The following is a 22,799-nucleotide window of genomic DNA, read 5'->3' on the forward strand; positions in this document are numbered from 1 at the left end:
GCCGGCGCTCAGAACGGCAGCTTGAAGCCCGGAGGCAGCGGCAGGCCCGAGGTCATCGAGCCCATCTTCTCCTGCGTGGTCGCTTCGGCCTTGCGCACCGCATCGTTGAACGCGGCCGCGACCAGGTCTTCCAGCAGCTCCTTGTCCTCGCCCTCGGCGAGCAGGCTCGGATCGATGGTCACGCGCTTGACGTCGTTCTTGCAGGTCATCACGACCTTGACGAGACCGGCGCCGGACTGGCCCTCGACCTCGATCAGGGCGAGCTGCTCCTGCATCTTCTTCATGTTTTCCTGCATCTGCTGGGCTTGCTTCATCAGCCCGGCGAGTTGGCCCTTCATCATGATGCTTCTCCTGAGTTCGATGGATTCGGTGGATTCGGTGTCGGTGCGCGCCGTGCGCCTTCTGTATGAGCGTATGGGCCGATGAGCTGATGAGCGTGGGGCGTATGCAACGTTCTGGCCGGCGTACCGGTGTCACAGCGCCCGCGGCTGGATCGAGCCCGGCACGATCTGGCCGCCGAACTCGCGCAACAGCCCCTGCACGAACGGATCGTTCTCGATCGCGGCTTCAGCCGCGCGCTGGCGCTCGGCGCGCGCCTGCGCGTCGGCCGCCGCGGCGGTCTCGCTGACCGCGCCGACCTCGCAGTGCACGCGCACCGCTTCGCCGAAATGGTCCGACAGCGCCTGCGCCAGGCGCTCGACCGCGTTGCCTTCGGCGATCGCGGCGACCGGCGCGCGCAGCACGAAGGTACGGCCCTGCACGCGCGCCAGTTCGCTCTGATAGGCAAGCTGCTGGGCCAGGCCCTTCAGCGGCAGGCTGGCGGCCAGCGCGGGCCAGTCGCCGTCGAAGATCGCGGGCGTGCCATCGTCCGGCGGCAGCGGCGCGGCGGCCGGCGGCGCCTTGTTGGGGCTCGGCGCGAATGCCTCGTCGGCGGCCGCGGACGGCGCCGGCATGGCCGTGCGCGGCGGCTCGGGCCGGCGCAGCGGCGCGGCGCGCTGCGGCTCCGGCTCGCTGTCGTATGGGCCGATCAACGGCAGGTCGGGCGGCAGCTCTTCCCACGGCGGTACGTCGCCGCCGCCGGCCAGTTCCCATGGCGGAGGCTCGGCGGCCGGGGCCGCGGACGGCGCGGCGTGGGCCGGAGCTTGCGCCGGCGGACGCGGCGGCTCGGCCCGGCGTTGCGGCGCGGCCGGGCGCAGCGATTGCGTCGGTGCGGGGACCGCGGCAGGCACCGGCGCGGGCGCAGGAGCTGCGGCCGCGGGCCGTGCCGAAGCGCCGCCCCGCCCTGCCGAGGCCTGGCGTGCCGCCGCCAGCGCCGCGCGGGCGGGCGACAGCGGCTTGCCGTCATTGGCCGGCCGGGCACCAGGGGCCGGCGCCGCGGCAGCGGATGCGGGGGCCGCCGGTGTGGGCGCCGGCGCCGCGGCAGCGAACGCCGCGCCCGAGGCCATCGGGCTCGACGGGGCCGGGCGAGGACCTGGCACCGCCACGGGTGCGGCGGCGGCAATGGTTGCGCCGGTCGCGGGGCCGGCAGCGACCGGACTCGGGGTCGGAGCAGACGCAGCGGATGCTGCCGTTGCGGTCGATACAGCCGGCGCCGACGCTGCCGCCGCGCCAGCCACACCGGCCATCGCCGGGCCCGGCATCCGCCGCGCGCCGGTCGCCGCGGGTCCTGCCGGCGTCGGCGCCGACGGCATCGCCGAAGGCCGGAACGCCAGCATCCGCAGCAGCGTCATCGTGAAGCCGGCGTACTCGTCCGGAGCCAGCGCGAGCTCGCTGCGGCCGAGATTGGCGATCTGGTAGAACAGCTGGACTTCCTGCGGATCGAAGGCGGCCGCCAGGCGGCGCACTTCGCCGGCCTCGGGCCATTCCTCCTGCACCGAGGCCGGCACCGCCTGCGCCAGCGCGATCTTGTGCAGCAGCGAGCCGAGGTCCTGCAGCGCGCCGGCGAACGACAGGCTGCGATCGGCCATGCTGTCGGCCACCGCCAGCATCGCGGCGCCGTCCTCGGCGGCCAGCGCGTCGAGCAGCTGCACCAGATAGCTCTGGTCGATCGCGCCGAGCATGCCGCGCACCGAGGCCTCGGACACCTCGCCCGCGCTGTAGGCGATCGCCTGGTCGGTCAGCGACAGCGCGTCGCGCATCGAGCCGTGCGCGGCCTGCGCCAGCAGCCGCAGCGCATTGCCATCGTGCGCGATGCCCTCCTCGGCCAGGATGCGGTCGAGGTGGCTGACGATATGGCCGGGCGGCATCTGCTTCAGATTGAACTGCAGGCAGCGCGACAGCACCGTGACCGGGATCTTCTGCGGGTCGGTGGTAGCGAGGATGAACTTGACGTGACCCGGCGGCTCTTCCAGCGTCTTCAGCATCGCGTTGAAGGCGTGGTTGGTCAGCATATGCACTTCGTCGATCATGTAGACCTTGAAGCGTCCGACCGTCGGCGCGTAGACCGCCTTGTCGAGCAGCTGGGCCATCTCGTCGACGCCGCGGTTCGATGCCGCATCCATCTCGATGTAGTCGACGAAGCGGCCCGCATCGATCTCGGTGCAGGCCTTGCAGACGCCGCAGGGCTGCGCGGTGATGCCGCCGTTGCCGTCAGCGCCGGTGCAATTGAGCGCCTTGGCCAGGATGCGCGACAGCGTGGTCTTGCCGACGCCGCGCGTACCGGTAAACAGGTAGGCGTGATGCAGCCTCTGCTGTTCCAGCGCATGCGTGAGCGCGCGCACCACGTGCTCCTGGCCGACCAGCGTGGTGAAATCCCTGGGGCGCCATTTGCGCGCTAGAACTTGGTAACTCATGGCGGCGATTGTAGCAAATGGCGACCCGCCGGCCGGCGGCCTGTCACGGGGCCGGGCAAGGCGATCGGCCGCGGGGTCGAGCGCAGATCCAGCGGGAGATCCAGCGGGGGATCCGGCGAGGCATTCAGCGGGGAATCCGGCGCGCGATCAGCCGCACTCGCCGACGTAGCCGCAGTTGGCGCATTTGGCGCAGCCGTCGACCTTGTGCAGCGCGTGCGCGCCGCACTCCGGGCAGGGCTTGCCGGTGCCGACGCCGGGCGCGCCGACCGGCAGGCCCGCGCCCAGTGCGGCTGCGCCCTGCAGCGGCGCGGCGTCCGGCGCGAGGCCGGCCTCGCGCTGCGCCAGCCGCTCGGCCAGCACGGCCACCGGTACCTGCTGCCCCTCGGCATCGAGAAAACCGCGCTTGATCAGGATGCGCTGCAGCGCATAGCCGAGCGCCGCCACCTCCGAATCGTGGAAGCGCGGCACTTCGGTGCCGTCCTGCCGCGTCAGCGTGCCGTAGCGCACGGTGCCCTTGTCCCACACCACGTTGCGCATGTCGGCCAGCGCCTTGGCGATCGAGCCGCCCGAGCGCGCCACCATCGACAGCAGCCGCATCGTCGAGGTAATCCATTGCTGGCCTTCGCTGCGCTGGCCGGCCGGCATGAAGAACTCGACCGGCCGCTCGATCGTCACCGGCTTGCCGTCGACCACGCCGTCGACACGCATGAAATTGACGGTCAGGTAGACGGTCTTGTGGCCCTCGTACGTCAGGTACTCGACCTTGGAAGTCACGCCCTCGAGATCGCCGACGGGCCGGCTCTCGAAGGGCTTGCGCAGCGGATCGTCGCCATTGGCGGCGGCAGCACCGGCGGCTGCCGCCGCCGCGCCCTGCCCCGCCTGCTCGACCGACAGCACCGCCCCCAGCACGCGATTGGGCCGGTAGGTCGCCAGGCCCTTCAGCCCGGCCTTCCACGCCTCCAGATACAGGTTGCGGAACGCCTCGTACGGATAGTCCTCCGGCACGTTGACGGTCTTGCTGATGCTGGTATCGATATAGGGCTGCACCGCCTCGAGCATCTTCATATGGTCGAGCGCGGACATCTGCAGCGCGGTGACGAAGCTGTCGGGCAACTGCTCGACGTCGCCGCCCAGATGCCGGTACAGCCGCCAGGCATGGTCGGCGACCTCGTAGACCTTGTAGCTGTCGTCGCCCATCCGCTTGCGCCGCTGGTAGGTCCACGAAAAGGCCGGCTCGATGCCGTTGGAGGCGTTGTCGGCGAAGGCCAGCGTGATGGTGCCGGTGGGCGCGATCGACAGCAGATGCGAATTGCGGATGCCATGCGCGCGGATCGCGGCGCGTACCGGTTCCGGCAGCCGGCTGGCGAAGCCGCTGCGCAGATAGGCATCGGCGTCGAACAGCGGGAACGCGCCCTTCTCGCGCGCCAGGTCTGTCGAGGCCAGATAGGCGGCATCGCGCAGCGTCTGCGCGATGCGCGCGGCCAATGCGCGGCCGGCCTCGCTGTCGTAGCGCACGCCCAGCATCACCAGCGCGCTGCCCAGGCCCAGGAAACCGAGGCCGACGCGGCGCTTGGCCATCGCCTCGGCACGCTGCTCGGGCAGCGGCCAGTAGGTGACGTCGAGCACGTTGTCCAGCATCCGCACCGCGACCGCGACCAGCGCGCGAAAGCCGTCGAAATCGAAGGCCGCCGCGTCGCTGAACGGGCCGCGCACGAAGCGCGTCAGATCGATCGAACCGAGGTCGCAGCAGCCGTAGGCCGGCAGCGGCTGCTCCGCGCACGGGTTGGTGGCCTCGATCCGCTCGCAGTAGTGCAGGTTGTTGTCGTCGTTGATGTGCGACAGGAACAGGATGCCCGGTTCGGCGTGATCGTAGGTCGCCTGCATGACCTGATCCCACAGCTGCCGCGCCGGCACGCGCCGGTACACCCACATGCCGTCGCCGCGGCGCCAGGCGCCGGCGGCGATGGTTTCGGGCGCGGGCTCGGCAACGTGCACCAGTTCGATCTCGCCATCGGCCTCGACCGCCTGCATGAAGGCATCATCGACGCCGATCGACAGGTTGAAGTTGGTCAGCTCGCCACGGTCCTTGGCGTGGATGAAAGCCTCGATATCGGGATGGTCGGCGCGCAGCACGCCCATCTGCGCGCCGCGCCGCGCGCCGGCCGATTCGACGGTGGCGCACGAGGCGTCGAATACCTTCATGAACGAGACCGGCCCCGACGCGCGCGAATGCGTGCCGCGCACCAGCGCGCCAGACGGACGGATTGCCGAGAAGTCGTAGCCGACGCCGCCGCCGCGGCGCATGGTTTCCGCGGCCTGCGCCACCGCGGCATAGATGCCGGGCTTGCCGTCGACGGTCTCGGACACCGCATCGCCGACCGGCTGCACGAAGCAGTTGATCAGCGTCGCCTCGATGCGGGTGCCCGCCGCCGAATGGATGCGCCCGGCCGGCACGAAGCCGCCTTCGAGCGCCGCGAGGAAGCGCTGCGCCCAGCGTTCGCGCTGCGCCTCGGGCTCGGCCTCGGCCAGCGCGCGCGCCACGCGGGCGCGCACATCGGCCGTGCTCCGTTCTTCGCCCTTGGCGTACTTTTCGCGCAGCACTTCGATCGAGATTTCCTGCGGCGGCAGCGCGGCCTGCATCATCTGTTCGTTGGCATTCATCGGTCAGATCACCAGGTTTTGGCGCGGGACTCGCGCTCTGGGTTACAATGCCGGTCGGACGGGCCTCCTCGCATGGCGGCGCGGTCAACCTGGTCAGGTCGGGAACGAAGCAGCCACAGCCGTTTTCCGCCAGTGCCGAGGGTCAGGCTCGTCCCCCTTCCTTTTCCCCTCCTGCGTTGCCCTTCCCTCCAGCTGTTCGCTCCAGCGTGCCAGATCGGCCGAACGATGGTGTTCGCATTCGTTCGCGATGGCGCGACATTGCCCTCTCCCGCAGCCCCTCTCCCGCACGGCGGGAAAAGGGAGCGCGGCATCGGTACAGGGTACGGGTACGCTGACGCCACCGCATCTCGTCTCCCCTTTCCCCCGCGGGAGAGGGCTCGGGGGAGAGCGCAACGACGCCGCATCGCCCCGCATCGTTCGCATCTTATTCCCGTTCGCCGGGCCGCGCGCTCAGAACAGCGACGCCTGCCGCGGCCGCCGGGACGTCGACAGTTGCGCCAGCGCGATCCATTCGCCTTCCGCCGTGGCGATGCCCGACTCGATGCGCCGGCCGGGGAACATCGGCCGCAGCGCGGCCTCGTAGCGCCGCAGCTGCGCCGCGTAGGCGGCATGTTCCTGCGGCAGCAGGCGCAGCTTGTAGTCGACCACCACCACGCGATCGGCGAATTCCACCAGCCGGTCGATCCGCAACAGCCGCCCCTGCGCGTCGTACAGCTCGACCTCGTTGCGCGCGCTCAGCGCGCCGTCGGCCAGCAGCAGCGCGCGCAGCGCCGGCGCAGCGAGCATCGTACTGACCGCGTGTACCGCGGCCTCGGCCTGCTCGCGCCACTCGGCGCGCGCCTGCGGACTGCCGGCGCCGGCCAGCGGGAACCAGCGCATCACCGCATCGGCGTCCGGCACGCCCTCGTAGGCCCCGGGATAGCGCGTGATCCGTTCGAGCAGCGCATGCACCAGTTCGCCGTGACGAGCGGCGGCGGCATCGAAGACGATCTCGTCGTGGCTCTCTTCGCCGTCCTCGACAGCGTCGTCCTTGCCGATGGCATCGAGCGGCGTCGCGGGCGGCGCATCGCGATAGCGTGCGCGGAAGTCGGTAAAGCGGATCGGTCCCGCCGCAGCGCCGAAGGCGGCGCCGCGCACGCCGGCATCCTCGCCCGGCAGCGCCGGCACCGGCTCGCCGACCGCCGCGACCTGCAGGCGCACGTACCAGCTGCCGGCGATCTCGCTGTCCGGCTCGCTGCGCCCCGGGCCGCCCTTGCCGTTGCGCTGGATGCCGCTGACGATCAGGCCCTGCCGGGCACGCGTCATCGCGACATAGAGCAGGTTCCAGTTCTCGCGTTCCGCCAGCGCGGCCTGCTCGTCGAAGCGTGCCGCCCGCGCGAGTCCCCGCTCCGAGCGCTTGCCGTACGCGGAGAAATGCACCGGCGCCGGGGCCGACGGCGGCCAGTCGATCAGGATGCCGGCGCGATCGGCTGCCGGCTCGCTGTGGTTGGCATCGAGCAGCACCACGAACGGCGCCTCCAGCCCCTTGGCCGCGTGCACGGTCAGGATGCGCACGGCGTCCAGCGTGCCGTTGCTGTCGTCGGCGCCCTCGGGCTCGTCGGCCTCGGCTTCGGCCGCATCGCCCATGCCGCCTTCGTCGGGGCTCTCGTCCTCGTCGCCGCGGCGGATCGCCTGCAGTTCGTCGATGAACTTCGGCAGGCTCGGATAGCGGCCGCCGTCGAGATCGAGCGACAGCTTCAGGAACGCGTCGAGGTTGGCCAGCACCTGCTCGCGGATTTCCGCGGGCGCCGCCTGTGCATAGCGGCGGCGCACCTCGCCGCTGTGATAGATGTGGTCGATCAGATCGTGCACCGGCCGATGCGGGGCGATCTCGAGCCAGCGGCGCAGCCGCGCCAATCCTTCGCGCAGGGCCGGCGACACCTGCTGCGGAAGCTCGCCGGCCGACAGCGTCGGCCACCAGCGGCGCTTGCCGGCCAGCTGCGCAATCGCGATCAGATCGTCGTCGCCCGCGCCCACCAGCGGGCTCTTCAGCACGTGCGCCAGATCGAGGTCGGACTCGGGCGTCATCAGGAAGGCGAGCAGCGCCGACAGGTCCAGCGCCTCGAGCGTGGCCAGCAGCCCCCCGCGGCGCGGGCTCAGGCACGGAATGCCGGCCTCGCGGAACGCGCGCTCGTAGTCGGCCAGATAGGTCTTGCGCCGGACCAGCAGCGTGATATCGCTCCAGCAGGCCGGACGCTGGCCGTCGCCCTCCTCGACCGGCACGGTGGCCCGAAGATGCCGCAGCCAGGCGGCGACACGGCGGCCCTCCTCGAAGCGCGGCGAATCGCCCAGCGGCGTACGCGGCTGGGTCAGCGTGTCGCGGGACTCGGGGGCGATGGTGGAGCCATCATTGCCGTTACCGTTGCCGTTGCCGTCGCCGTTGCTGTCGCGCTCGCCGTTGCCGCCGTTGTCGCCGTTGTCGCCATTGCCGTTCGCCGGCACCAGCGGCAGCAGCCACACCGGCCCGCCCTGCTGCGTCAGCGCGGTAGTCTGCGTTTCGTACAGCGGGTAGCGGCCTTCGGCGCGCGCCTGGTCGAACACCGCGTTGACCCAGCGCAGCACGCTGCCGCTGTTGCGGCGGGTGCGGTTGGTGCGCAGCACCGTGGCGCCGAACTCCTGCTGCAGCATCTGCCGCGCGACCTCGAACAGCCGCGCGTCGGCCCGGCGGAAGCGATAGATCGACTGCTTCGGATCGCCGACCAGGAAGACCGTGGGCCGCTCCGCGAGATCCTGATAGCCGGCCAGCCAGCCCTGCAGGATGCGCCATTGCAGCGGGTTGGTATCCTGGAATTCGTCGAGCAGCAGGTGCCGATAGCGCGCGTCGAGCCGCACCTGCAGATAGGTCGCGGTCTGCTCGTCGCGCATCAGCCGCGCCGCCAGCCATTCGAGATCGGCGAAGTCCATCGCGCGCTGCTGGCCCTTGTGCTGCTGATAGCGCGTCAGCAACGCATCGCCGAGCAGATAGAGGTCGCGATTGAGCGCGAGCACCGCGGCCTCGCAGCGGCGCGCGGCGGCCTGCCGCAACGCGTCGCACAGCGCCGCGTGCCGCGCCAGCAGCGCGTCGGCTTCGGCCTCGCCGCCGGCGGCCTTGACCAGTGCCGCCGTGCGCCGCAGCGCGCGAGGCTCGCCCTTGCCGGTGAAGAAGGCCTCCCAGCAGCAGCCGAACGCGTCCTGCGCGGGCTGCCCGCTGCGCGCGCCGGCCTCGGCCCAGGCCCGCATCGCCGTCAGCGCGGCACCGATGCGGTCGGCATGGCCCTGCTCGGTCTTGCCGCCCTGCGACAGGATCGCCGCCAGCGCCTCGCAATCGGCGCGCAGCGCCGCATCGCCGATGGCTTGCGCGAGCACGTCGATGCGCGCGTCGTCTCCCAGATCGGCGGCCAGCCGCTCGGCCGGATCTTCATCGGGCGCGGCCTCGCGCATCGCCCACCATTCGCTGCGCGCGTGGAACATCGCGTCCAGCAACGCACGCGCCGAGAACTCGCCGATCGCATCGACCAGCCGCTCGTAGGCTTCGCGGTACGGCGCCGCCTCGGGCGCCGACAGGCCGCGCCAGAACGGTGCCCAGGCCTCGCGCTTCATCCGCAGCGCATCCTCGCGCAGCGCGGCGCCGGGCACGATGCCGGAGGCCAGCGGCGCGCCGCGCAGCAAGGTACCGAACCAGCCGTGGAAAGTGTCGATGGCAATGCGGCCGGGGCTGGCCAGCACGCGTGCATGCAGCGTGCGCGCGCGAGGCAGCGCGGCGCGCGCCGCGTCGGGCGACAGGCCGCGCTGCTCCAGCGCGGCCAGCACCTGGTCGTCGGTGCCGCTCGCCAGCTGCGCCAGCACGTCGAGCAGGCGCTCGCGCATTTCCTCGGCGGCCTTGCGGGTGAAGGTGATGGCCAGGATCTGGCTCGGCTCGGCACCGGCCAGCAGCAGGCGCAGCAGCCGCGCCACCAGCAGCCAGGTCTTGCCGCTGCCGGCGCAGGCCTCGACCACCACGGAACGCGCCGGATCGCAGGCGGCGCGCGTGAATTCGGCTTCGCTGACGTCGTGGCCGTCGCGCAGATAGGCGTGCACGGTCATGCCAGCGGTCCTCCTGGATCGTTGCTCGATGGCTCGTTGAATGGTTCGTCCGTGCGCTCCCCCGGCGCTGCCGACCGCTGCGCGGGCGGGCGGTCATGCAGGTATCGGGGCGCCGCGGCGACCGCGTCCGGCAACGCGGTCGACTGCCAGAACCCCTTGCGGCACAACCCCCGCGCATTGCACCAGGTGCAGGCCGCGGCGTCGCCGAACGCCGGCAGCGGCGCGCCTTCGCGCAGCCGCAGCGCGTCGTGCGTCAGCTGCTGCTGCAGCCAGGCCACCGCCTCGTCGAAGTCCGGCAGCGAAACCTCGCGGCGGCTGGCCGGCGAAGCGCTGCGCGGCTCGTTGCGGCCGTCCTCCAGCGCGATCCAGCTGCCCGCGCGCGCATCGGCGCGCAGCAGGCCGTAGAACGGCAACTGGCAATCCTCCTGCGCATCGCGCGCCTTGCGCTTCAGGCGCGCGGCGCTTTGCGTCTTGTAGTCGAGCACCGCATGGCGGCCGTCGCGATGGCGATCGAGCCGGTCGATGCGGCCATGCAGCCGGATCGGCTGGCCGTCGCGCATCGGCAGCTCGGCACCGGCGTCGAGCTCGCCCGCCTGCCAGTACCAGCCCTCGCGCTCGCGCGCGGCCTGCCACGCGACGTATGACGGCAGTACCGCGAGCCAGCGGCGGTAGTAGCCGATCGCATTGCCGTCCTCGGCCATCACGCCGTCGAAGACCTCGCGCGAGACGGCCTGCAGATGCGCGACGCGCGCCGCATCGTCGCGCAGGTCCCGCGCCTGCACGTCGCGGTGGTAGCGCAACAGGATCTGGTGCAGCAGTTCGCCGATATCGCGCTTCTCGAGATCGTCGCTGACCGCCTCCAGGCCGGCCAGGCCCAGCATGCGGCCGGCGAAGAACTGGTACGGGCAGCGGCGCAGCATGTTGTACGACTGCGCGGTCCAGCGCGCCGGGGCCAGTTCGGGCGCCGAGGGCGCGGGCATGCCGCCCGCCTGGGCGATCGCCTCGTGTACGGAAGGTGCGACGCTCGCCCCGATCGGCGCACCGGCCGCTTCGCAGTGCACCGCCAATCGTTCCAGCCAGCCCGACACATGCTTCGGCTCGCCGCGGCCGCCGAAACGCTGCCAGGTCATCACCACGTCGTCGTTGTTCAGCAGCACCTCGGCCAGATCGCGCGCCTGCTGCGCAAAGCGCGCCTCGCGATCCTCGAGGCCGAGCTCGCGGCGCATCTGGTTGGAGAAGAACATCAGCTCGGCCGCGGTCGACGGCAGTTGCGCGTCGTCGCAGCCGACGATCACGACGCCGTCGAAGCGGCGCATGCGCGCGCCGTTCAGCGGCAGGATCGTGATGCGCGCGGCGGCGGGCTCGCTCGGCTCCTTGTAGGCCACCGCTTCGAGCAGCGCGGCGAGCATCGCGCGGAATTCGGCCAGCGTCAGCGTGGCGGTCGCGCTCGCCTCGTCGTCGGGCAGTTCGTCGAGCCGCGCCAGCGCGTCGAGCAGTTGCGCGCCGGCATCGTCGGCGGTCAGCGCGGCACGCATCTCGAGCGCGTCGAGCGTGGCCTGCAGGCGCTGCAGCCAGTAGCCGACCGGCCGCGCGTCATTGCCGCGGGGCCAGGCTTGCGCCTCGCCGGCCAACTGCCGCAACAGCGCGGCAGTGGCGCCCTGGGCCGCTGCCAGCGCGGCCGCTTGCTCGTCGTCATGCGGGCCGGTATCGGACAGCGTGTCGGCGCTCCACTGCGCCTGCGGCGTCGCCGGAAAGCGCTGCAGCAGCCGGCGCCATCCGCCGGTGATGCCGTGGCGGCGCACCTGGCGCTCGAGCAGCGCGATCGCGGCGCCGCGCTGCGGCAGTTGCGGCAGGCAGAACGGGCTCTTCAGCAGATCGAGCAGCGCCGCGGTATCGCCGTCGCCGACCACCAGGTCGAACCAGCGCATCAGCGCGGCCGCGGCGCGCGTGGTCGACAGCTTCCAGCCGGTCTCGTCGCGTACCGGCGCGCCGGCGCGCGCCAGCAGTGCGCGCGCCCGCCGCGCGACCACGCGGTCATGCGCGACCAGCGCCAGCTGCTTGCGGCCCTCGTTGAGCCAGCGCACCAGCTGGTCGGCCGCGGCGGCGGCCTCGTCCTCGAAGCGCGCGCTGCCGATCAGCCGCACGCGCGGACGATCGGCGGGCAGGCGCGGCGCCATCAGCGTCGGCAGCGAGGGCAGCGCGGTCGTGTCGGCGGGCAGACGGCACTCGGGCCAGAGCCGGAGCAAGGTGCCATACCAGTTGTCGCCATCGCCATCGCCGGCGCGATCGAAGGGCAAACCGGTCGCCGCTTCCGCATCGCCGCGGCCTTGCCGATCGGCTTCGTTCGCCGCGCCCTCGTTGGTCTCGCCCTCGGCCGCCCCGCCGCTCCAGTCGTAGCCGATCTCCAGCACCGGCACCATGTCGGCGGCGGCGCGCAGGAAGGCGGCCTCGATCGGCGTCGGCGGAGTCGGCCCGAGCCAGACCACCGGGCCGGTCAGCTGCTGGGCCAGCGCCTGCAACGCACGCCGGCGCGCCGGCAGCGGATCGTCGGGTCCGGACAGCGCCTGCCAGAACGCCAGCACGATGCGCGCCTCCTCGCCAAGGAAGCGCTCGGACAGATGCGCATAGGTCCGTTGCAACGCCTGCTGCAGCAGGTCGGCGCGATCGTCGGCAAGCACCGCGTCATCGTCGCGAATGGCGGCATCCTCGAGCCATCGCGCGGACAGCTCGTCGCAGACGGTCAGCACCGTCTGCGCCAGCCCCCAGGCCGCCGGTTCGGTCTGCGCGCCGAAGGCCTGCCGCAACCAGTCCTGGCCGCGGATCGCCTGCTGCACTGCGAGCAGGCGCGCGGCGTGGCTGCGTACCTTGCCGCCATGCAGCATCGCCGGCGGGAAATCGAGCAGCCAATGGCCCAGCGTCAGAATGCGCGGCAGCAGGCGCGGTGCGCCGGCCGCGCGCGCGGCGCGGTCCAGCGCCTGGCGCACGCCCGGAATCTGCGCCGCGGTCGGCACCACCAGATGCGCGGCGGACGCGCTCTGGCCGTGCTGTTCGCAGCGATCGAGGAAATACCAGGCCGCGGCCGCGGCATTGTCGAGAAAGTCGTGGCCGGGGCGGAAACGCAGCGTCGTCATGTAGCGGGGTGAAATGGCGAAGGCTTGGCCGGCGGAATCCGTGGCAATCGGGGAGCATCGGCCCGCGCCCGGCGCGGGCGCATGCCGGTCCGGACGCCGCGCGGTCCCGCGCCGGCGTCACGCGATTGCGGCCGGGCTCAGGAGCGGTCGCCTTCGATGCGGGCGCGGATCTCGCGCGCGGTTTCGAGCAGTCCTTCGTAGCCGGAGCGCGCATGTTCGGGCAGGTCCGGATCGCCGACCAGCGTACCGAGCGTCTCGATGATGCTGTAGACGAGGCCCTTGGCCGCGCCAACCGCAATGCTGTTCTCCTCGACGGCGGTACTCAGATGGGCCAGCGCGTCGCCAAGATGCTCGGCGCCGGCGGATTCGGCCCGGCCTTCGGCATCCGCCTCGGGCAACGGCTTGGAATCGCGCAGGGGGTCGCGGATCGGGTCGCGGGTCGGATCGTCTTCGGGCGTCATGGTGGTGGCCTGATCGATAGGTGGCAGCGGCGCCGGGACTTGTCCGGCACGCGTTCATTCTACGCGCGCCATGCTCGCCGACGGCAAGCGCGGGGCAGCGCGGTGCCCCCGTGCCTCGGGAAAACCCGACGCGCAGCCTGCGATATTGACAAAATCTCTGGCGCCGATTGAAAGGCATCATTGGCCTCGCGGCGCCGGGCACGGCAAAATGGCGTCATCCCTGGTACGAGGCCGATGCCGCCGGCGCCGGGACCGCACGGTTCGCCCGCGTACGGGCGATGCGTACGGGCGATGGAAGGGACGGTTGAATTCGGGGCCGCCGCCGCCATCTTCCGTATTGCGAATCCGGGCGGCCAATCCGGGCAGCGCCAGCCGGCGCAATATGACCGGCTCCGACGAGCCGCGAAAAAGTCGTGTAATGTAGCGGTTCGGCATAATCCAGCCTTTTGAAATCCCCGAGCGAAACCTGAGGTTTTCCGCCATGAGCGAACAAATCAAGTATGTGAGCGACGCCTCCTTCGACGCCGACGTCCTCCAGTCCGACAAGCCCGTGCTGCTCGACTTCTGGGCCGAATGGTGCGGCCCCTGCAAGATGATCGCGCCGATCCTGGACGAAGTCGCCAAGGACTACAGCGACAAGCTGCAAGTGGCCAAGATCAACGTCGACGAGAACCAGCAGGTGCCGGCCAAATTCGGCATCCGCGGCATCCCCACGCTGATCCTGTTCAAGAACGGCCAGGTCGCCGCGCAGAAGGTCGGCGCGCTGTCGAAGTCGCAGCTGACCGCCTTCCTCGACGGCAACCTGTAATTGCCCCCGCGGCGCCGCGCAACGCGCGCCGCGACAGGCATCGCCGCCCTCCCGGGCGGCTCGATCCGACCGGCGCGCCGCCTCTGGTGCGCCGGTCGGATTGTGCTAAGATGCCCCCTACAACTTCCCCGAGCGTTCGCTCATTTCTTTCCCCTTCCCTTGCTTCCGCCCGTCCGGGCCCATCTGTACCCCTCGTCTATGCACCTGACAGAACTCAAATCGCTTCACGTGTCTGCCCTTCTCGAAATGGCCGCGACCCTCGAGATCGACAACGCACAGCGGATGCGCAAACAGGAACTGATGTTTGCGATCCTGAAGAAGCGCGCCAAGATGGGCGAAACCATCTACGGAGACGGCACGCTGGAAGTGTTGCCTGACGGCTTCGGCTTTCTGCGCTCGCCCGAAACGTCGTATCTGGCCAGCACGGACGATATCTATATTTCCCCCTCGCAAATCCGCCGCTTCAATCTGCATACCGGCGATTCGATCGAGGGCGAGGTGCGGACGCCGAAGGATGGCGAGCGTTATTTCGCGCTGGTCAAGGTCGACAAGGTCAACGGGCAGCCGCCCGAAGCGGTCAAGAACCGCATCATGTTCGAGAACCTGACGCCGCTGCATCCGAACCGGCCGCTGACGCTCGAACGCGATATCAAGGCCGAGGAGAACATCACCGGCCGCATCATCGACATGATCGCGCCGATCGGCCGCGGCCAGCGCGCGCTGCTGGTGGCCTCGCCGAAGTCGGGCAAGACCGTGATGCTGCAGCACGTCGCCCACGCGATCGCCAACAACCATCCCGAAGCCGACCTGTTCGTGCTGCTGATCGACGAGCGTCCCGAGGAAGTGACCGAGATGCAGCGCTCGGTGCGCGGCGAGGTCGTGGCGTCGACCTTCGACGAACCGGCGATCCGCCACGTGCAGGTCGCCGAGATGGTGATCGAGAAGGCCAAGCGCCTGGTCGAACTGAAGCGCGACGTGGTGATCCTGCTGGACTCGATCACGCGTCTGGCGCGCGCCTACAACACGGTGGTGCCGGCCTCGGGCAAGGTGCTGACCGGCGGTGTCGACGCCAACGCGCTGCAGCGTCCGAAGCGTTTCTTCGGCGCCGCCCGCAATCTCGAGGAAGGCGGTTCGCTGACGATCATCGCCACTGCGCTGATCGAGACCGGCAGCCGCATGGACGACGTGATCTACGAAGAGTTCAAGGGCACCGGCAACATGGAAGTGCACCTCGAACGCCGGCTGGCCGAGAAGCGCGTCTACCCGTCGATCAACCTGAACAAGTCCGGCACGCGCCGCGAGGAACTGCTGATCAAGCCCGAGATCCTGCAAAAGATCTGGGTGCTGCGCAAGTTCATCTCGGACATGGACGAAGTGCAGGCGATGGAATTCATCCTCGACAAGATGAAGGCGACCAAGAACAACGCCGAATTCTTCGACATGATGCGCCGCGGCGGCTGAGGCCGCGCCGGCCCGCATCATCGCCGCATGATCAAGGCGCGCCGCGGCGCGCCTTTTTTCTTCCTGCACCTGCCCGCCATGCTCGCCCGCCTCGCCAGACTGCTGCATGCCCGCTCGCGCCAGCGCAAGCTGCGCCGCTACGCGATCGACGACGCGCTGTGGCAGCAGACCGTTTCCGCGCTGCCCTTCCTGCAGCGCTACGGCGCCGAAGACCTGGCGGCACTGCGTGAGCTCGCCACGCTGTTCATCGCCGACAAGGAATATTCGACCGCGCACGAACTCGTGCTGACCGACGAGATGGTGGTCAGCGTCGCGGCGCAGGCCTGCGTGCCGATCCTGCGGCTCGGGCTGCAGTGGTATCGCGGCTGGCACGGCATCGTGCTGTATCCCGGCGAATTCATCATCCGGCGGACCGTCGAGGACGAGATCGGCCTGGTGCATGGCGTGGTCGAGGAGGCCAGCGGCGAAGCATGGGAGCACGGGCCCGTGATCCTGTCGTGGCCGGACGCGAGCCTGCCCGGCGCCGGGCTCGATGCCGCCACCGACCATCCCGACGACACCTACAACGTGGTGATCCACGAGTTCGCCCACAAGCTCGACATGCTCGATGGCGAGGCCGACGGCGTGCCGCCCTTTTCGCGCGCGCTGCATGCCGGCGTGCAGCGCAGCCAATGGGCGCGGACCTTCGATGCCGAATACCAGCGCTTCGCCGATGCCTGCGATGCGGTGCCGGACTCGGTCTGGGACGAGCCCGACCGGCTGCCGGCGCCGATGCGCGTGATCGACCCCTATGGGGCCGAGGCGCCGGGCGAGTTTTTCGCGGTCGCCTCGGAGGCGTTCTTCGTCGAGCCGGCGGGGCTTTCGCGGCATTGGCCGGTGCTGTACGGGCTGCTGAGCACCTTCTATCGGCAGGATCCGGCATCGATGTGATGCTTGCTGCATAAAGAAGCATCGGAATCTTCACGGCGCGGTGCTTGTTGCACCTTGCCCAAGTCCTTGTTTCTCTGCCATAATCCGCGTTTGTCCGTCACCGGCAAGTGGTTCGCTCGCCGCCAGCAGCGCAGCAGCAAATGGCCAAGCATGGCCAGCACGAACAGGCGGCCGCGGACTGGCTACCCAACCTGCAAGGAAACACCATGAAAGAAGGCATTCACCCGAATTACCGCGAAGTCGTGTTCGTCGACGTGTCGTGCGACTTCAGCTTCCTGACCCGCTCGACCATCCAGACCAAGGAAACGATCACCTGGAAGGACGGCAAGGAATACCCGCTGGCCAAGATCGAAGTGTCGTCGGAATCGCACCCGTTCTACACCGGCACCCAGAAGATCATGGACACGGCCGGCCGCGTCGAGAAGTTCCGCCAGAAGTTCGGCAGCAAGCTGGGCAAGGCCGCCGCGAAGTAATCCGGCGCTGGACCCAGAGACGGCGCCGGCAGCGCATCCCGCATGCCTTCTGCCGCCGTCCGATGCGCGCCTTCCTGCAGGAATCGGTGCACATTGTGTTAAAAGAGGCAGCCCAGGCTGCCTCTTTGCTTTTGCAACGCGTGGAGCGCGGCGCTGTCTTCCCTTCAATGCAAGCAGTCAACCGCACCCGCCAGGCTCGGTGCCCCGCCCGAGGCCTCGCCGCCGCCAAACCACGCCGCCCAGTCCGCTGACCGATCGATGAGCCCCGTCAAAGCTTCCCGCGTCCACCTGACCGCCGCCGCCACCGGGGCCCTGCCCCGCGCGCTGCTGCTGGCGATCTGCATCATCTACGGCGCCGTCGGCCTGTTCGGCCGCGACCCGTGGAAGAACGAGGACGCCGCCGGCTTCGGCGTGATGTGGCAGTTGGCCATCGGTGGATGGCAGGACTGGCTGATGCCCAATATCGCCGGCCGGCCCTACGGGCAGGACGGCCCGCTGGTGTTCTGGGTTGGCGCGGCGATGATCCGGCTGGCCGGCGGCTGGCTGGGCGCGCCCGATGCCGCGCGGCTCGCCACCGCGCTGTTCTACTTCGCGACCTGCGCCTTCATCTGGTACGCGACCTACCTGCTGGGACGCCGCGCCGAGGTCCAGCCCTTCGCCTTCGCCTTCGGCGGCCAGCCCAATGCGCGCGACTACGGCCGCACGCTGGCCGATGGCGCGCTGCTGATCTTCCTGGCCTGCGTCGGCCTGGCGATGCGCGGCCACGAGACCACGCCGCAGGTCGGCCAGGTCTGTTTCGTCGCGATGAGCCTCTATGGGCTGGTGCGCAGCCTCGACATGCCGACCCAGGGCGCGCTGTGGCTTGGCGCGGGCCTGGGCGCGCTGACGCTGGCCAGCGGGCCGATCCTGCCGCTGGTGCTGTTCACCGCGATCCTGATCGGCGGCCTGGTCTGCAAGCCGTTGCCGTTGCGGCGCGTGCTGACGATGGCCCTGCCGATCGCGCTGGCGATGGTCGCGGCGTGGATGGCGGCCACCTACTTCGGCGCCTCGCATCGCGACGAGGCGGTCGGCTTCATCCGCGAATGGTCGCGCTACGACCGCCGCACCTATAGCTGGCCGAACGGCTTCGCGATCGGCTTCGTCGCGCGCAACTTCTTCCTGTTCTCGTGGCCGGTATGGCCGATCGCGATCTGGTCCTGGCTCAGCTGGGCCGGCATGCGGCGCAGCCCCCATGTCGCGCTGCCGCTGGCGCTGCTGCTGCCGCTGTTCGTGCTGCTGCTGATGCTGCGCCAGCCCGGCGACGTGCAGTTCATCCTGCTGCTGCCGCCGATGGCGGTGCTGGCGGCTTTCGGCCTGCCGACGCTGACACGCGCGACGATCAATGCGATCGACTGGTTCGCGCTGCTGTTCTTTACGATCTTCGGCGGCACCGTCTGGTTCATGTGGCTGGCCAAGACGACCGGCTGGCCGCCGCGGATCGCCAACAACATCTTCAAGCAGCTGCCCGGCTACCTGCATGTGTTCTCCGTCAGCGCGGTGCTGTTCGCGCTGGCGGCGACCGCGGCCTGGGTGCTGGTAGTACGCTGGCGGCTGTCGCGCGCGCCGAAGCAGATCTGGCGCCCGGTGGTGATCTCGGCCGCCGGCACCACGCTGATGTGGGTGATGGCGATGACGCTGTGGCTGCCGTCGATCAACTATGGCAAGACCTACCGCGATGTCGCCGAGGCCGCCTCGATGGCGCTGCCGTCGACCTACGAGTGCGTACAGCCGATCCGCATGGGCGATGCGCAGCTGGCCTCGTTCGCCTTCTTCGGGCATTTCCGCTTCGGCGGCCCGGAGGACGGCTGCGACGTGCTGCTGCGGCACGATCCGGTCGACTACGGCGAGCCGTCCAGCATCTCGCGCTTCGAATGGCGGCTGATCTGGGAAGGCCGCCGCCCGTCGGACCGCGACGAACGCTTCCGCATGTACCAGCTGATCGAGAAGCCCGCGGTGCCGCCGCGCAAGAGCACGCGCCGGCTGCCCCGGCAGCCTTGATCGGCGGTTGCGGCGACTGCCGCGCTGCCCGCCCTGCCCGCCGGGCCTGGCCTTGTCGCGCGCCCGCCGGCGCCATCGCGTGGCAGTCCCGCCATCGCCCGGCCCGTGCCCCCGAACGAACATGACCCTGACCCAGGACCTTCGCCGCATTGCCGCGCTGGCCGGCCCCGTGCTGGTGGGCCAGCTGGCCGTGATCGCCTTCAGCGTGATCGACACCATCATGGCCGGCCGCGCCTCGGCCACCGATCTGGCCGCGGTCGGGCTGGGCGGCTCGATCTACGTCACGGTCTACATCAGCCTGATGGGCGTGCTGCAGGCGCTGGCGCCGATCGCCGGCCAGCTCTATGGCGCCGGCCGCCACGCCGAGATCGGCGTCGAGGTGCGGCAGGCCGCGTGGCTGGGCCTCGCACTGGCCGTGCCCGGCATGCTGCTGCTCAGTTTCCCCGGGCCGCTGCTGGCCTTCGCCAAGGCGCCGCCCGAACTGGTCGACAAGGCCACCGCCTATCTGCATCTGCAGGCGTTCGGCCTGCCCGCAGCGCTGGGCTTTCGCATTTATTCGGCGCTGAACAATGCGCTGTCGCGTCCGATCATGGTGACGCTGCTGCAATTGCTGGGGCTCGCGGTCAAGGTGCCGCTCAATGCGTGGTTCATCCATGGCGGGCTGGGTCTGGCGCCGATGGGCGGTCCGGGCTGCGCGCTGGCTTCGACGCTGATCAGCTGGATGTGGTGCCTGTCCGGCGTACTGATCCTGCGCCATGGCAGCGCCTACCGCCCGCTGGCCATCTTCGCGGCGTGGAGCTGGCCAATGCGTTCGCATCTGTGGGCGCTGCTGCGCCTGGGCGTGCCGATGGGGCTGACCTACTTGATCGAAATCACGTCGTTCACGCTGATGTCGGTCTTCATCACGCGTCTGGGCACGGTGACGCTGGCCGGGCACCAGATCATCGCCAACCTTGGCGCCGTCGCCTACATGCTGCCGCTGTCGCTGGGCATCGCCACCTCGACGCTGGTGGCGCAGGCGGTCGGCGCACGTGACCGTGCCGGTGCGCGGCGCGTCGGCTGGCGCGGGATCCGGCTGGCGGCGGCGCTGGCGCTGGCGGTCGGCGCGACGCTATGGTTGCTGCGCGCGCCGGTGCTGCGGGCCTATGCCAGCGACGCGGCGGTGGTCCAGGCGGCGCTGCCGCTGGTGACGTTCGTCGCGCTCTACCAGGCCTTCGATGCGGTGCAGGTGACCACGGCCTTCGTGCTGCGCGCGTACAAGATCGCGCTGGTGCCCACGGTGATCTATGCGGTGTCGCTGTGGGGAATCGGCCTGGGCGGCGGCTATGTGCTGGGTTTCGGGCTGATCGACGGCATGCCGGCCTTCACACACGGCGCGGCCGGTTTCTGGCTGGCCAACAGCCTGAGCCTGGCGGTCGCCGGTGCGCTGCTGGTCTTCTATTTCATTCGCATCAGCGAAGAGCGCAGCTGACAGCGGCGAAAGCAAAGCGAGGGGGACGGGACGGCATTGCCGGCCACCCTGCCCCGCGCTTTCGGGCATATCGCGGGGTGGAAATCGGCGGGATGAAGTCGGCGGGAAGAAGTCGGCGGGACGAAAAGGAAATCCGGATGGAAAATCCAAAAAGAAAAACCCGCATGGCGCTAACCATGCGGGTTCAGTTTTGGCGGAGTGGACGGGACTCGAACCCGCGACCCCCGGCGTGACAGGCCGGTATTCTAACCGACTGAACTACCACTCCTTAGTCGGCTTATCGATATCGCCGCACCGGGGTGCAGGCTTTACCGATAATCTGGACGTTTGATTACGCCCATTATCTGGCGTCCCCTAGGGGATTCGAACCCCTGTACTCACCGTGAAAGGGTGATGTCCTAGGCCTCTAGACGAAGGGGACAGAAACCTGTTTTTCAACACGTTCCGTCTTGTTCCGACGGCCGCGGCGAACCGCTTGATCGAAACGGACAACACCGTACTGCTGATGTCATCGCTGGAATTTTGGTGGAGCTAAGCGGGATCGAACCGCTGACCTCTTGCATGCCATGCAAGCGCTCTCCCAGCTGAGCTATAGCCCCATATGTACTGCGGTCGCCGTTATTGTCACCGGCGATTCGCCTTTCGTTTCGGATTATCGTTCGTTTTATCGAAGCGATTATCTTGTCGTTTCCAGCGAAGCCAAGATTATATAACAGCCTTGCTTTTTTGCAAGCCCCCATTTCACTTTTTTTACTGCTTCGGTTGTCGTCGAAATCGCTTCGGATATTCGCCGCCAAACCGCCGCGGTACTGCCGTGATGCCCGCTTGGTGTTGAACCGCGCCGCAGGGAGAAAGAGATTATGCGCAAGTCACGACGAAAGCGCAAGCCCCCGCCGCAACTTTTTTTGCTGAATCAGGCACTGACGCCGGCCTGCAGCCGGCGCAGCACCGTATCGCGGCCGATCAGTTCCAGTACCGCATCGATGCTTGGCGTCTGCAGCTGCCCGACCACCAGCAGCCGCACCGGCATCGCCAGCTTCGGCATCTTCAGGCCGAACTCGGCCAGCACCGCCTTGAACTCGGCCGAGATCGCCTCGCGCCGCCATTCGGTCAGCGTTTCCAGGCGCTGCGCCAGCGCGCGCACCGCCGGCACGATCTCGGCGGTCAGATGTTCGGCCTTCAGCGCCGGATCGGGCTGCGGCTCCCCACGATAGAACAGCAGCGCGGTCTGCGCGACCTCCTTCAGCGTATTGGCGCGATCCTTGACCAGCGCCACCACGCCGACCAGGTCGGCACCCTCGACCTTGCCGCCCAGCTGCTCGATGAAGGGCCGCGTCAGCTCGGCCAGGCGCGCGTTGTCGCCGACCTTGATGTAGTGGTTGTTCAGCCAGGCCAGCTTTTCCGGGTTGTATTGCGCCGGCGACTTGCCCAGATGTTCGAGGTCGAACCATTCGACGAACTGGTCGCGCGAGAAGATCTCGGCGTCGCCGTGCGCCCAGCCCAGCCGTGCCAGATAGTTGAGCACCGCCTCGGGCAGATACCCTTCGTCGCGGTAGGCGGTCACCGCCATTGCGCCATGACGCTTGCTCATCTTCTCGCCATGCTCGTTCAGCACGGTCGGCAGGTGAGCGTAGACCGGCGGCGTGCCGCCCAGCGCGCGGATGATATTGATCTGGCGCGGCGTGTTGTTGACGTGGTCGTCGCCGCGGATCACATGGGTGATCTTCATGTCCAGATCGTCGATCACCACGCAGAAGTTGTAGGTCGGGGTGCCGTCCGGCCGCGCGATCACCAGATCGTCGAGCTCGTCGTTCGAGATCTCAATGCGGCCCTTGACCGCGTCGTCCCACACCACGCTGCCGCCGATCGGGTTCCTGAAGCGGACCACCGGATCGACGCCGGCCGGCGGCGCCGGCAGGACCTTGCCCGGCTCGGGCCGCCAGAAGCCGTTGTAGCGGGGTTTTTCGCCCCGCGCGCGCTGCGCCTCGCGCAGTGCATCGAGCTCCTCGGTGCTCATATAGCAGTGGTAGGCCAGCCCCGAATCCAGCATCTGCTTGACCACCTCGCGATAGCGGTCCATCCGCTGCATCTGGTAGAACGGGCCCTCGTCGATGTCCAGGCCCAGCCAGTCCATGCTCTCGAGGATCACGTCGACCGCTTCCTGCGAGGAGCGTTCGACGTCGGTGTCCTCGATGCGCAGGATGAAATCGCCCTTCATGCGGCGGGCGAAGGCCCACGGATACAGCGCGGAGCGGATATTGCCCAGATGGATGAAGCCGGTCGGGCTCGGGGCGAAGCGGGTGCGGACGCGTGTGGTCATAGAGGGGAAGAACCGGGGAAGACTGCGGAGATTCGCGGAAAAACAGCCCGCGCAACAGGGGGCGCGGGCGACGATTCGAAGCCGGTCATTGTAGCAAAGGCATCAGTCAGCGCTGACTGATGCCGGCCGCGGCCGCTACGGATGATCGGGCCG

General features: G+C 69.4%; 13 protein-coding genes, 3 tRNA genes and 1 other RNA gene. 7 read left to right on the plus strand and 10 right to left on the minus strand.

Going from position 1 to position 22,799, the window contains the following annotated elements:
* Positions 1-8 precede the first annotated feature (8 nt).
* The 3 genes from FOB47_RS19085 to FOB47_RS19095 form a co-directional block, all read right to left on the minus strand.
* Complete coding sequence (locus FOB47_RS19085; protein ID WP_023263605.1) at positions 9-341, minus strand: YbaB/EbfC family nucleoid-associated protein; 333 nt, start codon at positions 339-341, stop codon at positions 9-11.
* Between the two features lie 132 nt (positions 342-473).
* Positions 474-2,792: a DNA polymerase III subunit gamma/tau gene (locus FOB47_RS19090; RefSeq protein WP_174781835.1), complete on the minus strand. Its 2,319-nt coding sequence runs from the start codon at positions 2,790-2,792 to the stop codon at positions 474-476.
* 147 nt (positions 2,793-2,939) lie between these two features.
* On the minus strand, positions 2,940-5,453 hold the full coding sequence (locus tag FOB47_RS19095) for an adenosylcobalamin-dependent ribonucleoside-diphosphate reductase (protein ID WP_174781836.1): 2,514 nt from the start codon (positions 5,451-5,453) through the stop codon (positions 2,940-2,942).
* 57 nt (positions 5,454-5,510) lie between these two features.
* On the opposite strand from FOB47_RS19095, the gene ffs reads away from it, so the two are divergent.
* Positions 5,511-5,609: signal recognition particle sRNA small type (ffs, locus tag FOB47_RS19100), an RNA gene on the plus strand.
* 294 nt (positions 5,610-5,903) lie between these two features.
* Here the strand turns inward: ffs and FOB47_RS19105 are convergent.
* The 3 genes from FOB47_RS19105 to FOB47_RS19115 form a co-directional block, all read right to left on the minus strand.
* Positions 5,904-9,554 (minus strand): UvrD-helicase domain-containing protein, encoded by a 3,651-nt coding sequence (locus FOB47_RS19105; protein WP_174781837.1) that lies wholly within the window; start codon positions 9,552-9,554, stop codon positions 5,904-5,906.
* The gene (locus tag FOB47_RS19110; protein WP_174781838.1) at positions 9,551-12,685 is read right to left on the minus strand and encodes a PD-(D/E)XK nuclease family protein; all 3,135 of its coding nucleotides are present in this window, start codon (positions 12,683-12,685) and stop codon (positions 9,551-9,553) included. The genes FOB47_RS19105 and FOB47_RS19110 overlap by 4 nt, the downstream gene beginning before the upstream one ends.
* A gap of 137 nt (positions 12,686-12,822) precedes the next feature.
* Positions 12,823-13,146 (minus strand): hypothetical protein, encoded by a 324-nt coding sequence (locus FOB47_RS19115; protein ID WP_226994742.1) that lies wholly within the window; start codon positions 13,144-13,146, stop codon positions 12,823-12,825.
* Between the two features lie 481 nt (positions 13,147-13,627).
* Here FOB47_RS19115 and trxA point away from each other — a divergent pair, with 481 nt between their 5' ends.
* The 6 genes from trxA to FOB47_RS19145 all read left to right on the plus strand — a co-directional run bounded on the left by trxA (position 13,628) and on the right by FOB47_RS19145 (position 20,326).
* The gene (trxA, locus tag FOB47_RS19120; RefSeq protein ID WP_006578220.1) at positions 13,628-13,954 is read left to right on the plus strand and encodes a thioredoxin TrxA; all 327 of its coding nucleotides are present in this window, start codon (positions 13,628-13,630) and stop codon (positions 13,952-13,954) included.
* 198 nt (positions 13,955-14,152) lie between these two features.
* A complete protein-coding gene (rho, locus tag FOB47_RS19125; RefSeq protein WP_006578219.1) occupies positions 14,153-15,415 on the plus strand; it encodes a transcription termination factor Rho in 1,263 nt (420 codons plus the stop codon).
* Positions 15,416-15,493: 78 nt separating this feature from the next.
* Complete coding sequence (locus FOB47_RS19130; protein ID WP_174782503.1) at positions 15,494-16,345, plus strand: M90 family metallopeptidase; 852 nt, start codon at positions 15,494-15,496, stop codon at positions 16,343-16,345.
* 206 nt (positions 16,346-16,551) lie between these two features.
* A complete protein-coding gene (locus FOB47_RS19135; protein ID WP_053823133.1) occupies positions 16,552-16,818 on the plus strand; it encodes a type B 50S ribosomal protein L31 in 267 nt (88 codons plus the stop codon).
* A gap of 258 nt (positions 16,819-17,076) precedes the next feature.
* Positions 17,077-18,855 carry an ArnT family glycosyltransferase gene (locus FOB47_RS19140; RefSeq protein ID WP_053822077.1) on the plus strand — a complete coding sequence of 593 codons (1,779 nt, stop codon included), beginning with the start codon at positions 17,077-17,079 and terminating at the stop codon, positions 18,853-18,855.
* Between the two features lie 121 nt (positions 18,856-18,976).
* Positions 18,977-20,326, plus strand: a complete 1,350-nt coding sequence (locus FOB47_RS19145) for an MATE family efflux transporter (protein ID WP_174781839.1) — start codon at positions 18,977-18,979, stop codon at positions 20,324-20,326.
* 191 nt (positions 20,327-20,517) lie between these two features.
* On the opposite strand, the gene FOB47_RS19150 is transcribed toward FOB47_RS19145, so the two are convergent.
* The 4 genes from FOB47_RS19150 to gltX form a co-directional block, all read right to left on the minus strand.
* Positions 20,518-20,594, minus strand: a tRNA-Asp gene (locus tag FOB47_RS19150).
* Between the two features lie 77 nt (positions 20,595-20,671).
* Positions 20,672-20,747 (minus strand) — tRNA-Glu (locus FOB47_RS19155).
* A 102-nt stretch (positions 20,748-20,849) separates the two neighbouring features.
* Positions 20,850-20,925, minus strand: a tRNA-Ala gene (locus tag FOB47_RS19160).
* A 314-nt stretch (positions 20,926-21,239) separates the two neighbouring features.
* Entirely contained in the window at positions 21,240-22,646 is a 1,407-nt protein-coding gene (gene gltX, locus FOB47_RS19165) for a glutamate--tRNA ligase (RefSeq protein WP_174781840.1), read from the minus strand.
* Positions 22,647-22,799 lie beyond the last annotated feature (153 nt).

The organism is Cupriavidus gilardii, from assembly GCF_013347325.1.
In the GTDB taxonomy this organism is placed as follows: Bacteria; Pseudomonadota; Gammaproteobacteria; order Burkholderiales; family Burkholderiaceae; genus Cupriavidus; species Cupriavidus gilardii.

Excerpts from the sequence above, each read along its gene's own strand:
- FOB47_RS19085 (WP_023263605.1), bottom strand. The coding sequence starts at position 341 with ATGATGAAGGGCCAACTCGCCGGGCTGATGAAGCAAGCCCAGCAGATG.
- FOB47_RS19090 (WP_174781835.1), bottom strand. The coding sequence starts at position 2,792 with ATGAGTTACCAAGTTCTAGCGCGCAAATGGCGCCCCAGGGATTTCACC.
- FOB47_RS19095 (WP_174781836.1), bottom strand. The coding sequence starts at position 5,453 with ATGAATGCCAACGAACAGATGATGCAGGCCGCGCTGCCGCCGCAGGAA.
- FOB47_RS19105 (WP_174781837.1), bottom strand. The coding sequence starts at position 9,554 with ATGACCGTGCACGCCTATCTGCGCGACGGCCACGACGTCAGCGAAGCC.
- FOB47_RS19110 (WP_174781838.1), bottom strand. The coding sequence starts at position 12,685 with ATGACGACGCTGCGTTTCCGCCCCGGCCACGACTTTCTCGACAATGCC.
- FOB47_RS19115 (WP_226994742.1), bottom strand. The coding sequence starts at position 13,146 with ATGACGCCCGAAGACGATCCGACCCGCGACCCGATCCGCGACCCCCTG.
- trxA (WP_006578220.1), top strand. The coding sequence starts at position 13,628 with ATGAGCGAACAAATCAAGTATGTGAGCGACGCCTCCTTCGACGCCGAC.
- rho (WP_006578219.1), top strand. The coding sequence starts at position 14,153 with ATGCACCTGACAGAACTCAAATCGCTTCACGTGTCTGCCCTTCTCGAA.
- FOB47_RS19130 (WP_174782503.1), top strand. The coding sequence starts at position 15,494 with ATGCTCGCCCGCCTCGCCAGACTGCTGCATGCCCGCTCGCGCCAGCGC.
- FOB47_RS19135 (WP_053823133.1), top strand. The coding sequence starts at position 16,552 with ATGAAAGAAGGCATTCACCCGAATTACCGCGAAGTCGTGTTCGTCGAC.
- FOB47_RS19140 (WP_053822077.1), top strand. The coding sequence starts at position 17,077 with ATGAGCCCCGTCAAAGCTTCCCGCGTCCACCTGACCGCCGCCGCCACC.
- FOB47_RS19145 (WP_174781839.1), top strand. The coding sequence starts at position 18,977 with ATGACCCTGACCCAGGACCTTCGCCGCATTGCCGCGCTGGCCGGCCCC.
- gltX (WP_174781840.1), bottom strand. The coding sequence starts at position 22,646 with ATGACCACACGCGTCCGCACCCGCTTCGCCCCGAGCCCGACCGGCTTC.